This window comes from Novosphingobium aquae, from assembly GCF_037572715.1.
Taxonomy (GTDB): Bacteria; Pseudomonadota; Alphaproteobacteria; order Sphingomonadales; family Sphingomonadaceae; genus Novosphingobium; species Novosphingobium aquae.
On sequence record NZ_JBBHJY010000002.1, the window covers coordinates 93,744 to 109,273 of the forward strand.

14 protein-coding genes are annotated in these 15,530 nt (G+C 60.5%); 9 read left to right on the top strand and 5 right to left on the bottom strand.

The window, feature by feature from the left end:
• The first annotated feature begins 46 nt into the window (after positions 1 to 46).
• The 7 genes from WG900_RS05710 (at position 47) to WG900_RS05740 (ending at position 5,876) form a co-directional block, all read left to right on the top strand.
• On the top strand, positions 47 to 1,120 hold the full coding sequence (locus WG900_RS05710) for an MBL fold metallo-hydrolase (protein ID WP_339965463.1): 1,074 nt from the start codon (positions 47 to 49) through the stop codon (positions 1,118 to 1,120).
• Complete coding sequence (locus WG900_RS05715) at positions 1,117 to 1,551, top strand: acyl-CoA thioesterase (RefSeq protein ID WP_339965465.1); 435 nt, start codon at positions 1,117 to 1,119, stop codon at positions 1,549 to 1,551. Before WG900_RS05710 ends, WG900_RS05715 begins: the two co-directional genes overlap by 4 nt.
• A gap of 364 nt (positions 1,552 to 1,915) precedes the next feature.
• Positions 1,916 to 2,281 carry a DUF3489 domain-containing protein gene (locus WG900_RS05720; protein WP_339965467.1) on the top strand — a complete coding sequence of 122 codons (366 nt, stop codon included), beginning with the start codon at positions 1,916 to 1,918 and terminating at the stop codon, positions 2,279 to 2,281.
• Positions 2,278 to 2,706 (top strand): DUF2924 domain-containing protein, encoded by a 429-nt coding sequence (locus tag WG900_RS05725; RefSeq protein ID WP_339965468.1) that lies wholly within the window; start codon positions 2,278 to 2,280, stop codon positions 2,704 to 2,706. Before WG900_RS05720 ends, WG900_RS05725 begins: the two co-directional genes overlap by 4 nt.
• The gene (locus tag WG900_RS05730; RefSeq protein ID WP_339965469.1) at positions 2,703 to 4,400 is read left to right on the top strand and encodes a recombinase family protein; all 1,698 of its coding nucleotides are present in this window, start codon (positions 2,703 to 2,705) and stop codon (positions 4,398 to 4,400) included. Before WG900_RS05725 ends, WG900_RS05730 begins: the two co-directional genes overlap by 4 nt.
• Before the next feature lie 113 nt (positions 4,401 to 4,513).
• Complete coding sequence (locus WG900_RS05735) at positions 4,514 to 4,708, top strand: hypothetical protein (protein ID WP_339965470.1); 195 nt, start codon at positions 4,514 to 4,516, stop codon at positions 4,706 to 4,708.
• Between the two features lie 142 nt (positions 4,709 to 4,850).
• Entirely contained in the window at positions 4,851 to 5,876 is a 1,026-nt protein-coding gene (locus WG900_RS05740) for an oxidoreductase (RefSeq protein ID WP_339965472.1), read from the top strand.
• A 231-nt stretch (positions 5,877 to 6,107) separates the two neighbouring features.
• Here WG900_RS05740 and WG900_RS05745 read toward each other — a convergent pair whose 3' ends face one another.
• The 3 genes from WG900_RS05745 to WG900_RS05755 are packed head-to-tail and all read right to left on the bottom strand — an operon-like array spanning position 6,108 to position 9,974.
• Positions 6,108 to 8,063 (bottom strand): AAA family ATPase, encoded by a 1,956-nt coding sequence (locus tag WG900_RS05745; protein ID WP_339965474.1) that lies wholly within the window; start codon positions 8,061 to 8,063, stop codon positions 6,108 to 6,110.
• Positions 8,064 to 8,106: 43 nt separating this feature from the next.
• Positions 8,107 to 8,679 carry a hypothetical protein gene (locus WG900_RS05750; RefSeq protein WP_339965475.1) on the bottom strand — a complete coding sequence of 191 codons (573 nt, stop codon included), beginning with the start codon at positions 8,677 to 8,679 and terminating at the stop codon, positions 8,107 to 8,109.
• Entirely contained in the window at positions 8,676 to 9,974 is a 1,299-nt protein-coding gene (locus WG900_RS05755; protein ID WP_339965477.1) for a dsDNA nuclease domain-containing protein, read from the bottom strand. Before WG900_RS05755 ends, WG900_RS05750 begins: the two co-directional genes overlap by 4 nt.
• 105 nt (positions 9,975 to 10,079) lie before the next feature.
• On the opposite strand from WG900_RS05755, the gene WG900_RS05760 reads away from it, so the two are divergent.
• Positions 10,080 to 11,405 carry a HEPN domain-containing protein gene (locus WG900_RS05760; protein ID WP_339965479.1) on the top strand — a complete coding sequence of 442 codons (1,326 nt, stop codon included), beginning with the start codon at positions 10,080 to 10,082 and terminating at the stop codon, positions 11,403 to 11,405.
• 475 nt (positions 11,406 to 11,880) lie between these two features.
• Here the strand turns inward: WG900_RS05760 and WG900_RS05765 are convergent, their stop codons facing one another.
• Positions 11,881 to 13,071: an IS91 family transposase gene (locus tag WG900_RS05765; RefSeq protein WP_417596967.1), complete on the bottom strand. Its 1,191-nt coding sequence runs from the start codon at positions 13,069 to 13,071 to the stop codon at positions 11,881 to 11,883.
• Between the two features lie 4 nt (positions 13,072 to 13,075).
• Entirely contained in the window at positions 13,076 to 13,978 is a 903-nt protein-coding gene (locus WG900_RS05770) for a tyrosine-type recombinase/integrase (RefSeq protein ID WP_339965481.1), read from the bottom strand.
• 1,028 nt (positions 13,979 to 15,006) lie between these two features.
• Here WG900_RS05770 and WG900_RS05775 point away from each other — a divergent pair.
• Positions 15,007 to 15,528, top strand: coding sequence for a DUF3489 domain-containing protein (locus WG900_RS05775; protein ID WP_339965483.1), 522 nt, complete (start codon positions 15,007 to 15,009; stop codon positions 15,526 to 15,528).
• Positions 15,529 to 15,530: the final 2 nt, after the last annotated feature.

The window sequence follows — 15,530 nt, forward strand, 5'->3', positions numbered from 1 at the left end:
TCCATGAGGGGCTGAGAAGCGGCGCGCGCCGGCATATCGCCGCAGGATGAACCTGCTCCAGCCCACTAAGCGCGGCGTGTTTGCGCCAATCCATCCGCTACCCGCGCCGCCAGAGACGGGAAAGATGATGGAACTGGTGCCAGGCGTGCACTGGCTGCGGATGGGGTTGCCGATCGCGCTTGACCATATCAACCTCTGGGCGCTGGCGGACGGGCATGGCTGGACGATTGTCGACACCGGGATTGATCATCCGGGCAGCACTGAAACCTGGGAGCGCTTGCTGCGCGAGGATCTTGGCAACGTGCCGGTCACCCGTGTCATCGTCACTCACATGCATGCCGATCACGCCGGGCTGGCCGGTTGGCTGGTCGAGAAGTTTGGCTGCAAATTGTGGATGACGCGCACCGAATACCTGTCTGCCCAGGCAATCGCTGGTTCGTCCGGTGAGGAACCGGCCTTCCGCGCCCTGCATAGCAAGGCCGGTTGGACCGCAGCCGAAATTGCCGAACTGGGCGCTCGCAAGCGGACGATCGCAGGCTTCTATGCTCCCCTTCCCGGCAGCATCCGACGCATGCGTGATAACGACACACTGGAGATAGGCGGCAAACTCTGGCGCGTGATTGCGGGTGGCGGGCATTCTCCAGAACACGCTTGCCTGCATTGCCCAGAGCTTGGCTTGTTCATTTCTGGCGACATGGTGCTGCCGGGAATTTCGTCCAACATCTCGGTCGATCCAGTCGAGCCCGATGGCGATCCGCTCGCGGAATGGTTCACGACGCTCTCGCGCATTCGCGAAAAGGTTCCCAATGATGTCCTTGTCCTGCCGTCGCATGGCCGGTGCTTTACGGGTCTGCACGAACGTATTGATGTCCTGGTTGGAGAGCAACGTGGGGTATTGAAACAACTTTTGCCGGCCCTCGTTCAGCCTAAAAGGGCCGATGAGCTTTTCGGCGTGCTGTTCAAACGGCCGATTTCCCGCAGTGACATTCCCCTGATGGGTCTCGCGACAGGTGAGACTCTCGCCCTTCTAAATCATCTCGTCACCCGTGGTAGCGTGCATCGCAGGACCGGAGCGGACGGAGTGACTGTCTATCAATTAACAAATGGAGCGACTTTATGAGCCGATCGCCAATCCACACCCGCTCCGATTACAGATTTTCCTGCACGGTAAGTACGCGGTGGATGGACAATGACGTTTATGGTCACGTCAACAACGTAGTTTATTATAGCTGGATCGACACTGCGGTAGGCACTTTCCTTCTGGAAAATGGACTCATCGACGTCGAAAAGGGACCGATCATCGGAATGGCCGTGGATAGCGGCTGTCAATATAACCGTGAGGTTTCGTTTCCGCAGCGTGTCACCGCAATGGTAAGGATCGGCCATATCGGCACGTCAAGCGTGCGGTATGAAATAGGACTTTTCGCAGACAACGAAGAGACTGCTTCCGCGCAGGGTCACTTCGTCCATGTCTATGTCAATCGGTCCGACCGCCGCCCTCGCCCAATCCCCGAGACATGGCGCACGGTACTTGCGCCACTGTTAGTCTGACCGTTGCGCGGAGCGAGCTTTTGCCTTCAGCTTTATGCTCCCCATACCTCCGACCCGGAGGGCAACCATGCTTCAGTCAGCACAGCTAAACCGCGATTGAAAACGGCTTTAGTCGGGCAGCAGGGCCCCCAAGCGAACGCAAGGGGCAACTCCCAAATCCGCCTGTATTTCCAGTTCGTAAATCCAAAGGCCATTTCGACGACTTGGGGCATAAGAAACCGTTCGACTTCACGGCGACGCAGAGCAATGGTGGCGTTAATGAATCTCCGCCCGGATGACCGGCAGCGCCCCTAGCGATATCAATCGGCGGGGCCTTGGGTGGTACAAGCAGCAATACCGCTGCCTGCGACCTGGAGTACCCCCCATGCACGACCTCGATAAGCCCACCGAGCAGGCTGCCGAACAGATTGAGCCCCTCACCTCAAACTCCATTGCAAAGGCGCAGGGGCTAAAGCCTCGCCGCATGGCGCGCATGCCCGCACAGGGAGAAACAACGCTGACTGCACCTGCAAGTGACAGAAAGCCGCCCCTGCCCCATAAAATCAGCCTGGTACTTGAACTCTTGCATCGGCCCAGCGGAGCCAGCCTGGACGATATGGTCGCGGCAACAGGCTGGCAGCCGCATAGCGCCCGCGCAGTTCTGAGCGGTCTGCGCAAGAAGGGCCACACAATCGCTAAGGTCAAGCAAGATGGCGTGACCCACTACTCCGCCTCTGGAAATGCGCAGTGACCCGGCGGCGCGTTCAGCTCGAGCAACAACTGGCCAAACTCGAGCGGATGTCGGCGGCAGAACTTCGCTCCGAGTGGGACCAGCTAACGGGCCGCCCCGCTCCAAAACTTAGCCCCAAGCTGCTGCGTCTCGCCGTCGGCTACGAGCTGCAGGCCCACGAGCGTGGCGGCCTGTCGCGGCGCAGCGGACAAGACCTCGCGAAACTCGCGGCCGCGACCCCGGATGGCCGCAGCATCAACGCTGGCATGCGGCTGGTTCGCGAATGGGCTGGCAAGATCCACGTGGTCACGATCGGAGAGGATAGGGTCATCCGCTGGAATGACCGCGAGTGGGGTTCACTCAGCGAAGTGGCCCGCGCGATTACGGGGACCCGCTGGTCGGGTCCCCTCTTCTTCGGCCTCAAGACCAAGGAGAAAGCGGCATGAACAAGGTTCGCTGCGCCATCTACACCCGCAAGTCGAGCGAGGAGGGTCTGGAGCAGAGCTTCAATTCGCTCCATGCCCAGCATGAGGCCTGCGCGGCCTATGTGCTGAGCCAGGCTAGCGAGGGCTGGACACTGCTGCCCGAGCAATACGACGACGGCGGCTTGTCGGGCGGCAACCTGGAGCGCCCTGCCCTGCAACGCCTGCTTGGCGATATCGCGGCTGGCAAGATCGACATCGTCGTCGTCTACAAGGTCGACCGGCTCACCCGCTCGCTGCTCGACTTCGCCAAACTGGTGGAGGCCTTCGACAAGGCAGGCACCAGCTTTGTCTCGATCACCCAGTCGTTCAACACCACCACCAGCATGGGACGGCTGACGCTCAACATGCTGCTTAGTTTCGCACAGTTCGAACGCGAGGTCACTGCCGAACGCATCCGCGACAAGCTTGCTGCCTCGAAGGCACGCGGCATGTGGATGGGCGGTACACCGCCGATCGGCTACCGGCCCCACGAGCGCACCCTGGAGATCGTCGAAGAGCAGGCTGAATTCGTGCGGGGCCTATTCCGGCGCTATCTTGAACTGCGAAGTGTCCGACTGGTCGCCGATCAGCTCAAGGACGAGGGTATTCTCAGCCCGCGCCGAACTTACGGCACCGGCCGCGCTTCTGGCGGCTTGCAGCTCAGCCGTGGACAAATCTACCAGATGCTGAATAACCCGGTCTACATCGGCAGGATCCGGCACAAGGACAAGACCTATCCCGGCCTGCATTCTGCCATCATCGATGAACTGACCTGGGAACGCACGCAGCAACTCTTGCAGGAGCACACCCAAGGCGAGCGCCGCGTTCGTGCGGCACGTCCCAGCGTGCTCGCAGGTCTGGCCTATGATGAGGCCGGCGATCCATTGCTGGCCACCCATGCCTGCAAACCGGCCCAGGGCAAGTCGTCAGGTAAAGCCGTAGGAGGCCGGCACCGTTATCGCTATTATGTCAGCCGGGAACTCCACCACAAGGCAGGCGGCAGCAACCATGGGCTGCGTATCCCGGCGCGTGAGCTTGAAGGTGCGGTCGAAGCCATGCTTGGCGATGCGCTCGGCGATCCGATGCATCTGGCGGCATCGCTCGGTCACGAAGTCGATGCCGACCTGCTCCGTGTTGCTTCGGCTAACGCAGAACCTCTCGCCCACAAGGTAAAGGCCAAGGACAGCGTGACCATTCGCGCGCTGGTGGACCGGGTCACGGTCCAGCCGCAGCAATTGCAGGTGGACCTCAATAGCGAGGTGCTCAATGACCTGCTGGGCCTGCCAGTGCTTGCAGCAGCCCCGGCCCTGCCAACCACCCTCACCTCTCCGTTGCGAATAACCCGCACTGGCCACGTCGTCCGCATCGTTCAGCAGGATGGCAAGGCCGTTGCCGCTCGCGAGCCCGATCCTGCCCTTCTGAAGCTCCTCGCCAGGGCCCGCGCACTCTGGAGCAGGCTCGAGAGCGGTGACATCGACATCGCCACCCTCGCCCGCGAAGAGCAGATCAACGATTCCTACGCGACGCGCCTGGTACGCCTGGCCTTCCTCTCCCCCACGATCATCGATGCGATTACCGTTGGCGAGCAACCGGCCGGGCTCAACGCCATAAAGCTCCTGAATGCCCAGATATCAGCGGATTGGGACGAGCAGGCACGGCGGTTCGGGTTTGCGTGAATCTGTGAAAATGAGACTGGTGCAGAACGAGTCTACGAAATTGATGCCATTCAAGCATTTCTGCGACAAAGCTGCGTCTGGACTTTGGTATCCGGCATCGGCTTCGTATGCTCATGGATAAGAAGACCCGGGACCTCGTCGTCAGGCTATGTACCCAGATCGGAGCCGCGATGGAGGATCTCAGCCCCGATCTGCTATTCACCCGTGGCATGAGCGACGTGGAGATCATTGCTCTCCTTGATAGGCTCGATGGGGTGCTCGCCGAGCTGCAAAAGGTCGCTAGTCAGCTCAGAAGAATCACCAGCTAGGTCCAGTATCTCAGTTGGCCGCCATGAACGCCGCTTAGCGTCTGAGATTTAGATCGAGGCCTCGCACCAAAACGCATTGCCCACCTGACTGGGTTTGCTAATCCGGGGTGCCGCGGATGCCGACGGGAAATCAGGGGGAACAATGACGGAAATCGGCGTGGGTCTGGTTGGTTTCGGACTTGGGGGCCGCGTCTTCCACGCGCCGTTCATTGAAGCCACTGCGGGCCTCGCGCTCCGCGCGGTGGTTTCGGGAAATCCTGAGAAGGTTCATGCCCAGTTGCCAGGCATGATGGTGGTCCCCTCGGTCGAAGCGCTGTTGGCGCTGCCCGGTATCGATCTCGTCGTCATTTCGAGTCCCGATGACTTCCATGCCGCGCACGCGATGGAAGCGCTCAGCGCCGGTAAACATGTGCTGATCGACAAACCGTTCGCGACCAATCTTGCTGATGCTCAACGGATCTGTGCCGCAGCAAAACGAGCAGACCGGATGGTGACCGTATTTCACAACCGACGCTGGGACGCCGATTTTCTGACCCTGAAACGACTTATCTCGCAAGGGAAGTTAGGCCGGATCGTTCATTTCGAAAGTCATTTTGACCGCTGGAAACCCGAGGCCCTCTCTGTCTGGAAAGAGGCACGGACGGGTGGTTCATGGCTCGATCTTGGTCCCCATCTCGTCGATCAGGCAATCTGCCTGTTCGGCAAGCCTGATGCGATTACAGCAGACGTCACCACGCTGCGCGATGGAGCTCCAGCACCGGATTGGTTCCACGCAATCCTCCACTATCCAGAAATGCGAGCGGTCCTGCACTCAAGCAAACTATCCGCAGATCACCGGCTGCGTTTCGCCGTGCATGGGACAGGCGGCAGCTGGATCAAGCACGGTTTAGACACGCAGGAGGCCGCGATAGTGGCAGGTGCGAGCCCCGGAGATCCGGCACTGGGCGAGGACCCCCTACCTGGGATCTTCATCCCAGCCGAAGACCCGGACAGATCAGAGCAGATCCCGAACGAGCGTGGTGACTATGGGCTATTTTGGCGCGCGTTAGCGCTTGCACTGGCGGGCAAAGGGTCAACCCCGCTGCCCACTAGCGATGCGATCTGCGTGATGGAAGTGCTTGATGCCGGGCTTGAAAGCGCTTTGAAGGGCATGACGATACAGATTTAGCAAGAAATCGACGAACATCTTAAAGACTACTGTGTTGGACACTCCGGAACGGCTCCTTTCAGGGGCGCCGATCAAGATTACAGACATCTCAACCAGAGGGCCGGCGTGTCAAATATTCTCCAGAATTCGCCCCGCAACCCCCCTCAAAGATAACTTAAAACGATTGGGATCCGAGACCTAGCGACTGTCTGGAATTACTGACTATGTTTGACGAGCCGACCCCAAGCCTTGTCACTTGCCGTCGTAGTAAGGAATTAGCGGTGGGTTCTCCGGGTCGCCGGGTCGCATGTGGCGCTCGAACAATGCAAAGTCCGCTCGTTCAGCCGGCGCTGAGAATTCCTTATCGATAAGTATCAGCTGTGTGTTGCGAAACTCTCCAGCTTTGAGCTCGTAAAGCAATCGATAAAAGCCTTCGAACTGCTCTCGGTTCTCCCGCTCGCTGATATTCTTCATAGGCGAGTCAATGATCAGCAATTGAGGCAGAGGCGCCTTCAACTGAACGGCAAGTCGGTGCACGGCGATCGCGAAGCAGCTTTTGAAGAGGGTTTTCTTGCCTCCGCTGCTGATCGTCGCGAATGTAGTGACGGCGTGCTGGTTGGGACTGGGGCCAAAGACTTCCGCATAGAATGACGGAGTTGGTATTTCGACGCGATCATTCTCCGTTATGCCGGGGACGCCCGCGCGCACTAGGCAATCGAGGAAATATGCCTTGAGTTGATCGAGGTTGGTTGCGTCGCTCTCTGCGGCCTCTCGGATTTCCTTGAGTTCTGCGCGAAGCCGCTGTTCCTTGCCTACGATGTCAGCGAGACTTTCGCGCTGCGCCTCGACCATGCGAGGCAGGCGGATCAGAGATCCGATATTCTCGGCCTCCTGCAACAGCGACGCTGCCTCGCGCTCAGCCGTGATCATCGTCGAAAGATAGGCCGTGTCGTACCGATGCATTGCTTCATTGCGCTCGCGCTCGATGCGGGCCTTTGTCGCGAGCAACGATTCCCTTTCGCTTCGCATTGTTCCCAACTTAGCGTCATGCAGCGCGAGAATGCCGTTGAGTTCCGCGATGCGGGCTTTCGCATCTCGCTCGATCACCGCCAGTTCGACTGGATCGGCAATCTCGACATTGTCAGCCTGGCCGCAAACTATGCAGCAGCCGGTATCCCGTTCGGGCAAATCCTGCGCGCACCGAGGGCACGACTCGAACGCGACGCCGGTCAGCACCGCCTTTGCAGAGACAGACCTCCGAAACTTGAGGGAAAGCGTCTCGATCTCGTGCAAATGCCGCCGGTCCCGCTCCTGGGCCTCGAGAATGTTCGCGATGGCTTCGTCCAAGCGGCCGAGCTCTACCCCCATCTCACGCGCCTGTGCGCGCAGGATGTCGGCAGCATGGTCTGTTCTCTGCTCCCGTGTCGTGCGCTCTCGAGCCGCCTCGATCTCTGCGTAGAAGCCTGCGGCCTGATCCCGCAGGCCCGAGACGCGCTGCAGGATCTGCATCTCGGACTCGACGCCGACTTCCTTGAGTACCTTGACCAGACCGTCGATCGTCGCCGTCAGCGCGAGACGTTCGCCACGCAGCTGATCCAGTTCAGCTTCGAGCTCGGCGACCCTCTCATCGTGGAACCCAATGACGTACCGCAGCACGTCACGGCTCTTGTATCGTTTGTAGAACGGAGCGCTCTCGTCCAGGTGAAAGAAGGAGCTGTCGATCTCATCCTGGTCGAGATAGCAGTACCAGAGCAAATCCCGCATCGAGAGCCGGGCAGTGTCGCTATCGTCACGCGTCTTGCTCTTTCGCACACGGGGCGGGCGAATGTCGGATAGCCAAAAGAGCAAGTCCGAAAGTTGTTCGACACCGGTCCCCGGCAACACCTCACCATCGGGACGTCGCGCCGGAAGACTCAACTCGAAGCCCTCGTCGCCTTCGCCCCACTTGGCGATCACTCGATCGGAATCGCGCGGGCGTTCGATCGTGATCTCGCCGTTCAGAAGCGACACGCTGAGCGTCGCTGAAACGAATTCATCCTGCATTGCGGGGGAGAGCTGGATACTGCCGCCCAAGCAATAGTCGATTAGCCTCAGGATGCTGGTCTTGCCGGCACCCATCTGGCCCCAAAAATAGCTGACGTCGGCGAAATCGATCTGAACCGCGCCGCGCCGAAGGTTCAGGACAAGAGAGGTGAGCCTGAACTTCATGCTTGGACGCCGACGATGACGGGGCGAGACAAGAGGTTTTGCCTCATAGATCGATTTCCCTTCCCCACTTCATATCGACGATCTCGGGGATCGCGACGTACACGAAATCCTTCAGCCGCGTGGCCGACATCGGTCCAACCGCCTTCATGACCACCTCGGCACGGCGGGCGAGGTCGGCGAACAGCGGATCCGCTTGAAACTCGGTAGCTAGCACTCTGCCTGCGTCGGAGAGGCCGATCTGCACCGTATTGCCCTGCAGGCCCAGAATGACGAGACCGCGCGCCGCGAGAAGACCCAGCCAACGCCGATAGCGTGCGTCCCACGGTCCATAGCGAAATCGGACCATTTTCGCCTCGATCGACGACCGTTCGCGCGGTTGCACCTTTGCGTCTGCTGGGTCGCGGCCGAGTTCGATCAGCGCCCGCTCCAAGGCTGTGGGGTAGCGCAGCAAGAAGTCGAGTTTGGCCAGCTTGGTGATGCCTTCGACCGCCTTCGCCTTTGTAGCCGGCGTCGATTTTCGAGCATCCGCGCTCGCCAGCAAAACCAGCAATCGGCCGAGGTGGAAATCGTCGAGATTTTCGGTCTCGGCTACTGCTTGAATAAGGCGAAGGCTCATGTGACCACCGGCGGATTGAGCGGAAATCGCGGGCTCCACCACACGCGGCACTCGCCGGTGAGCAATCCCGCGACGCCCATCAGACAATCATAGGAATGGCGGCCGATCACTACCGCATCATCCGCTGCTACCCGGCGCAGCCTGTCCTGCGCGTCTATGAGCATGGCGGGCCCAAATGGGCTGGGCTGTTGCCGCGCGCGCAAATAGGCTTCGGACAATTCTCCATGCACCCGCTGTTCGATTTGCCGTAGCAGAGCGGGAAAACGCTCGGGCCGCCGCATGGCATCTTCAAGCAGGTTATATTCCGCTGCTCGGGCTCTTTCGCTGATGTATTCGATTTCCTCCTTTAGTCCGGCAGCGTCAAACTTCTGTTCGAGGATGTCCGATTTCAGCCCGGCGCTGAGATCGAGCTTCGGGTCGCCGGGATAGCGAAAGTCCGGCGTTGCAGAAGCGCCGTCGTATCGAAGTGCATCCGCGATCACGATTTTCTTCGCAGCAAGCGCAGGATCGCCATCGCGCGGCGCGACGAGGGGGCGAAGATGTCGGATCGGATCGGTCACCTGCAACGATGACGCCCGATAGATGAGCGCCACGAGGTCGTCCCGGAAAGCGTTGAGCTGGTTGGGCGTGAAACTGCGACAATCGTCGAGTTGAGGGAGGTGCTCATTGGAGATCGTCGCGTCGAACTCACCGCGAGAAGGTCCCAAGACTAAGTCCATCCGATGCAGGACAGCGATTAGCTGCTCGGGGCTGCAACCGCAGGTGGCCTGGAGCTCATCGAAAGCACTGTCGAAGGGCGCGGCGATCTCGCTGCGGGTCGAGCAGGCTTTTACATGCTCGAGGAAGAGAGGGGGGCAACGTCCCCTCTGGCGTTCATTCTTGCTCTCCGGCGTGACGCGATCGAAATCCTTGTTCGAGACGAAGAACAGATCACCGATCTTGTCACCAAACGCTTCGACCAGATCGAGGAAGCGACCGATGGATTTGGTCAGTTCGCCATCAGTGAGCTTCCAAGCTCCGCTTTCGGGACGCGAGGTCTTGATTTGGTAGCCGTCGAAGACATCGTCAGTGCGTTGCGCGAGAAAGTCTTCGTGATGCTCACACCAGATTGCGACATATGGCCGCACGCCACGATTCGCAGCGACCATAATTATGATGCCGTAAGCGTGCTGATACCGATAATTTCGACTTGTCGCATCGCCTGGATCGGTAGTGTTCAGCTGCTGCGCCGGATCCTGAACAGCCAGCGTGGCACCGTCCTTCGGTTCTGATGACGCGTCGGCCGGCTCGTCCATGTTAAACGGTCCCTCTAGAGATTAGAATAGCTGAACTGCTGGGGGACTGCGAGAATAGATTTCGATTGCTAGATCTTCCTGTCAATTTTGTGGCTATTGAGCCTTATGAACACTTTCACCCACCGTGGCCATGTCGAACTCGCCGGCGCTCAATTTGGCGCAACGCTCTTGTTGGAGCCTGGGCGGGTCACGCTCGATGTCGCAAGTCCCGGCCACACCCCCAATATGCCGGAGCGCATGGACCTGGCTCGCTTTACGAGCAACACTGGCTACTTCACGCTGACCAATCTCTTTCGCCGCAACCACAATATGCGGCTCGGTGTGGCCGGCCTATCGACTTACAGCGTAGGGCTTGCGTTCGAGAGCGCGCACTTCGAGACCCGAGACCAGATCAGGACCCGCACCTGGTCTATGCATGTCGGCGATATTGCGAAAATACTACACGTCAATGGCGTGCTTCAACAGATGATCTTCCCAGATGAAGGCGGGCTCATCATGAACTACTCTGTGGCTTCACCACGGCCAATCGCTCTGCATTGTCCGTCCGCAGGGATTATCGTGAGCCTCGGTCAGAGCATCAAGACAGGCGGTAACATCATCGACGGGCCCACCGTGGCGCTTGCCTACCCGGCGGACATCACATTTCCTGACGAAGTGGACGTCGACTTTGCTCTCCAGAGCATGCACCGAATCCGTCAACTTCTCTCGCTCGTGATGGGGCGTGTGCTGCCGATTACGAGCGCATCCATGAAGCTCCCGCAAGATGGCAACCCGCACGAGGTGGGCATCCATGGGCTGCTGATGAGTGAGGTTTTGGAGAAGCCGGCAGACCCGATTCTCACGGCAAACACGGCTGAGATTCTCGCTCCGATCCTCGACCGCTGGCTGGCGCGGTACGATGATTTGGAGGATGCGATCCGCCTGCACATGAGTGGTCTTGGGCAGACGGCGCTGCCCACCGAGCTGCGCTTCCAAATCTTCGTCCAAGCGCTTGAAGCGCTGCACCGCCGGACGGCTACCACGGTTGCCACTCCGATTGATATCGCGCCAATCCTTGCGACCTTGCGTGAACGCAGTATCGCAAATGATGTCATAGATCGGGTCGCCGGGGTGCTTGCTCACTCGCACGAACCCGGCTTGCGGCAACGATTGCGTCATTATTGGGATGGGTTCGAGGCGGAGATCTCTTCGTTGCGGCCTGACGAGGCTCGCAAATCTTTCATCGGCCGCGTGGCCGCGACTCGAAACCACTATGCTCACCGGACCGACCGCGACGAGCAGGTACTCAGTGGTATCGACCTCTGGGACGCCACAGAAACGGTCAAAGCGATATCACATATGGCATTGCTGAGAGAGGTCGGTGCCAACACTGAGGCAATAGGCTGTCGGATGCTCGACCGCCGCTTTGTCGAGTATGTGATCCGAGAGTAGGGCTGCGGGGACATCCGGTTAGTGGGTGTTACAAGACAACGGAGACTGCGTCCGAACAAACCGGGGTTCACCTTCCCGCCTGGGGCGGCGGCTAACGGCAGCGTGGCCGCCGCCGGAGAGCGACTGAATGTACGGCGGCTTTTTGGAATGCCGTGCAGCCGTTCGAACGGCGGCTATGTCGAAGGATTTCGGGCGCATGAGCGTACGAAATCCTAACATGCAGGAACCCGCGGGCCGTACGTGCTGTGCTATGGGGATTTGTGCCTCGGGCTGGTCCGGCTTGCGGTCTGCACTGTCGGTTGAATGGTGCAGAACCAACGCGTCGAGCGCCATTCGATCGCGGACTTAGCAGCCGATGCGGTAACTTCGCCGAGGTCAGGATGGCTGGACAATAACCCGGCAATGAAGTGCACATACGGCTTCGTTGGCCGGATTGCGGCGGATACGACCAGCGGGCAAGATGAGCCATGCCGGGTCATGGCGCGCGTTCCCGGAAGGGCGTGGTGGTTGCCGGCGGTGCGCGGGGCTGGCACCAGCGCGCAAAGGTCTCGATCAGGACCATGCGGCCACCGCAGCACGGGCATGGTGGGCGGACTTCGACGACTTCGTCGGGATCGCCATCAGACGGTAGCGCGACCGCCAGCAGGTGCCGGGCCTGGGCGAGGTTGTCTTTGCGGGCGGAACCGGCGAGCAGGCCGTAGTGGCGAATGCGGTGGAACCCGCGCGGCAGGACGTGGAGCAGAAAGCGGCGAATGAACTCGTCCGTGGCAAGCGTCATGACCTGCTGCCGCTCGGGATCGTCACGCCGGTAGTCCTTGTAGCGGAAAGTGACGCCGGTCTCGTCGAAGCCAAGCAGGCGCCGGTTCGAGATGGCGACACGGTGCGTATAGCGCGACAAATAGGCGAGCACCGCCTGCGGTCCGGCAAAGGGCGGCTTGGCATAGACCACCCAGCGCGCCTTCCGAACCGGGGCGAGATGATGGAGGAAGGCGCGGCGGTCGGCGAGTGGCGCAAGCGATCCGAAGAAGGCGAGTTGCCCCGCGTCGTGGAACTGGAGCAGCCGGGTCAGGAACAGGCGGCGGAACAGCTTGCCCAGAACCCGCACCGGAAGGAGGAAGGCGGGACGGGAGGATATCCAGCGGCAACCATCGAGTGCGATACCGCCGCCCGGGACGATCATGTGCACGTGCGGATGATGGGTCATCGCTGATCCCCAGGTGTGGAGCACGGCGGTGATGCCGATGCGGACGCCGAGGTGCTTCTGATCGGCGGCAATGGTGAGCATCGTCTCCGAGGCAGCCCGGAACAGCAGGTCATAGACCACCGCCTTGTTGTGGAAGGCGATGGCGGCGACCTCGGCCGGCAGGGTGAAGACGACGTGGAAGTATCCGACAGGGAGCAGATCGGCCTCGCGCTCCGCCAGCCAGGCGCGCGCCGCCGCGCCCTGGCACTTCGGGCAGTGCCGGTTGCGGCAGGAGTTGTAGGCCACTCGCCAGTGTCCGCAGTCGGTGCAGGCCTCGACATGACCACCCAGCGCCGGGGTGCGGCAGTGTTCGATCGCCGTCATCACCTTGAGCTGTTGCAGGCTCAGATGCCCAGCATGGGCGAGCCGATAGGCCGGGCCTGCACTGCGGAAGATATCGGCGACCTCAAGGGGCGAGCGCACCGGCTCAGCCGGGCGGGGTCTTGCCCTCCATCAGCGCGATGATCCGGTCGAGCGGGCTGGCTACCGCCTGGATCGTCCTGGTCGAGACCTTGGTGTAGATCGCGGTGGTATCGATGTTGGCATGGCCGAGCAGCACCTGGATCACGCGGATATCGACATCCTGCTCGAGCAGGTGGGTGGCGAAGCTGTGGCGCAGTGTATGCGGGCTGATGCGCCTCTTGATCCCCGCAACCTCGGCGGCTTCCTGCACGGCGCGGTGCAACTGCCGGGCCGAGATCGGATCGGTGTAGCTGCGCCCAGGGAACAACCAGCCATGCGGGAACATCACCCCGCGCCGCTTGCCCTCGCGCCACCAGATCCGCAGCAACTCGAGCAGTTGCGGTGAGAGCATCGCGTTGCGGTCTCGCCCGCCCTTGCCCTGTTCGACCCGGATCAGCATGCGCTGGCTGTCGATATCGTCAACCTTGAGGTGCGCGACCTCCGAGACGCGCAGACCTGCGCCATAGGCGACGCCCAGTGCGGCCTTGTACTTGATCCCGGGCGCCGCCTCGAGCAGCCGGGCTGCCTCCTCGACGCTCAGTACCTCGCGCACTGTGTGCGGGCGGCGCGTGGCGACCAGACCTCGGGCGAGATCACGCCGCCTGAGCGTCACGGTGTAGAAGAAGCGCAGCGCCGAGACCGTGCTGTTGATGGTCCCGGCGTTGGCGCCGCACTCGTGCTGGTGGATCTGGAATGCGCGCAGGTCCTCCGGCGTCGCCGTATCCGGCGGACGCTTGAGAAAGGCGGCAAAGCGCTGGACGTTGCGGACGTACTGGTGCTGGGTGCGGGGCGACAATCCGCGCATCATCATGTCGTGCTGCATCCGCTGGCGCAGCGGACTGATGGGCGTGGTCGAAGTGGTGGTCATGGCAAGTTCCTCTCGTTGAAGGGACTTGCATGGTCAGACGGCGGACTCTCCCCGCCCAAAACCTATGATTATCACGCTACCTTGCACCCAAGCGACCCTCCCGCGGAGCGGGTTCGTGCAAGTCAGCGTTAGCTGACGCAAGAGTGCACTTCGAAAATCCTGGACGGGCTATCTTTGAATGAGGGTCTTCGATAGGACGCTGACATGCTCGCAACCGTTCAAAACAGGGTCAAGGCGCTGATCGAGCGCCTTTCGCCAGATGTAATTTGCAGTCCTTGTATAACGGAACGCCTTGGCCTCGAGCAGAACGAGAATTCGGAGCGATTTGCAAACGAGCTAGTCGGCCTCAATGGCTTCGAGCGCCGAGTTGGCCCATGCGCAATTTGTGGCGTGAGCAAAAAGGCGATCCGTTTTCGTAGCTATTGAGCCCAATTGATCGGCGGAAACTCTGGCCAAATTTCAATTCCGTAACGCGCAAATGGCCTCCAGAGAAAAGCCCAAAATTGGGCCGATTTGCGGCCCCGCAAAGCGCTCTCTCATTACGGAATTATGCGCCGAACGCGCGGAATTGCGCCGCTTTCGCGGCGCGTTGGCAAATTTTCTTTGTTATCAAGGACTTCGTGGCGGGGAAGTTTCGGATTCGAACTCAAGGTACGGTTTGAAGTTAAGTCACTGTTATTAGTCTGTAACTTTCAAACACGATCGTCCGACCACGCAGTTAGCCCTCTAGGGAGGGTTTTTGCAGCCATCCAGTTTGCAGGCATTTCCTCGCGCGTTTCCGTGTTGAATTCGCAATTGGCGCGGACGACATATCCTACCTGATGAGCAGGTCGGACTGATCCGTACCCCCGCGCAGGAAGTTTTTGCGCAACACGCTGACATTCCATTCGACTTCATGTTCGTTCGAAGCATTGGTGGCATTACTGAATCGCAGCCGGCGGGCCGGCTGCCGCCCCGGCGACGCGCTCGACCGGGGCTCCGGGTGGTGGGAGCGACAGAGTGTCGCTCCATAACCGGAGTACCACCCCATGGCCAAGAGCATCCGTCTCAATGACCTCCAGCTTATCCTGCTCGCCGGCGCCGCTGCGCGCGATAATGCGAGCCTGATCCCGCTGCCCGACAACTGCGGGCAGGACACAGCGCGCATTACCAAGGCAGCCGCCGCGCTGCTTTCGCACGGCTTCGTCGAAGAGAAGTCTGTGACTGACCGATCGCTCGTCTGGCGCAGCGAGAACGATACCTTGATCGGCTTGTTCATCACTGAGGCCGGCCGCAACGCGATTGGGGCCTCCGACGCGGCCGATTGCAACGCAAGCAAGAAGGACAGCGAGAAGGATACGTCCCCTGCCCGTTCCGGCAGCAAGATCGCCGAAGTGCTGAGCCTGCTTCGCCGCGAAGAGGGCGCAACGCTCGCCGAACTGGTCGATGCAACCGGCTGGCTGCCGCACACCACCCGAGCGGCATTGACTGGCCTGCGCAAAAAAGGCCACACGATTGCCAAGGACCGCCGCGAGAACGCGACCCGCTACCGCATCGGGACGGAGGTTTGATC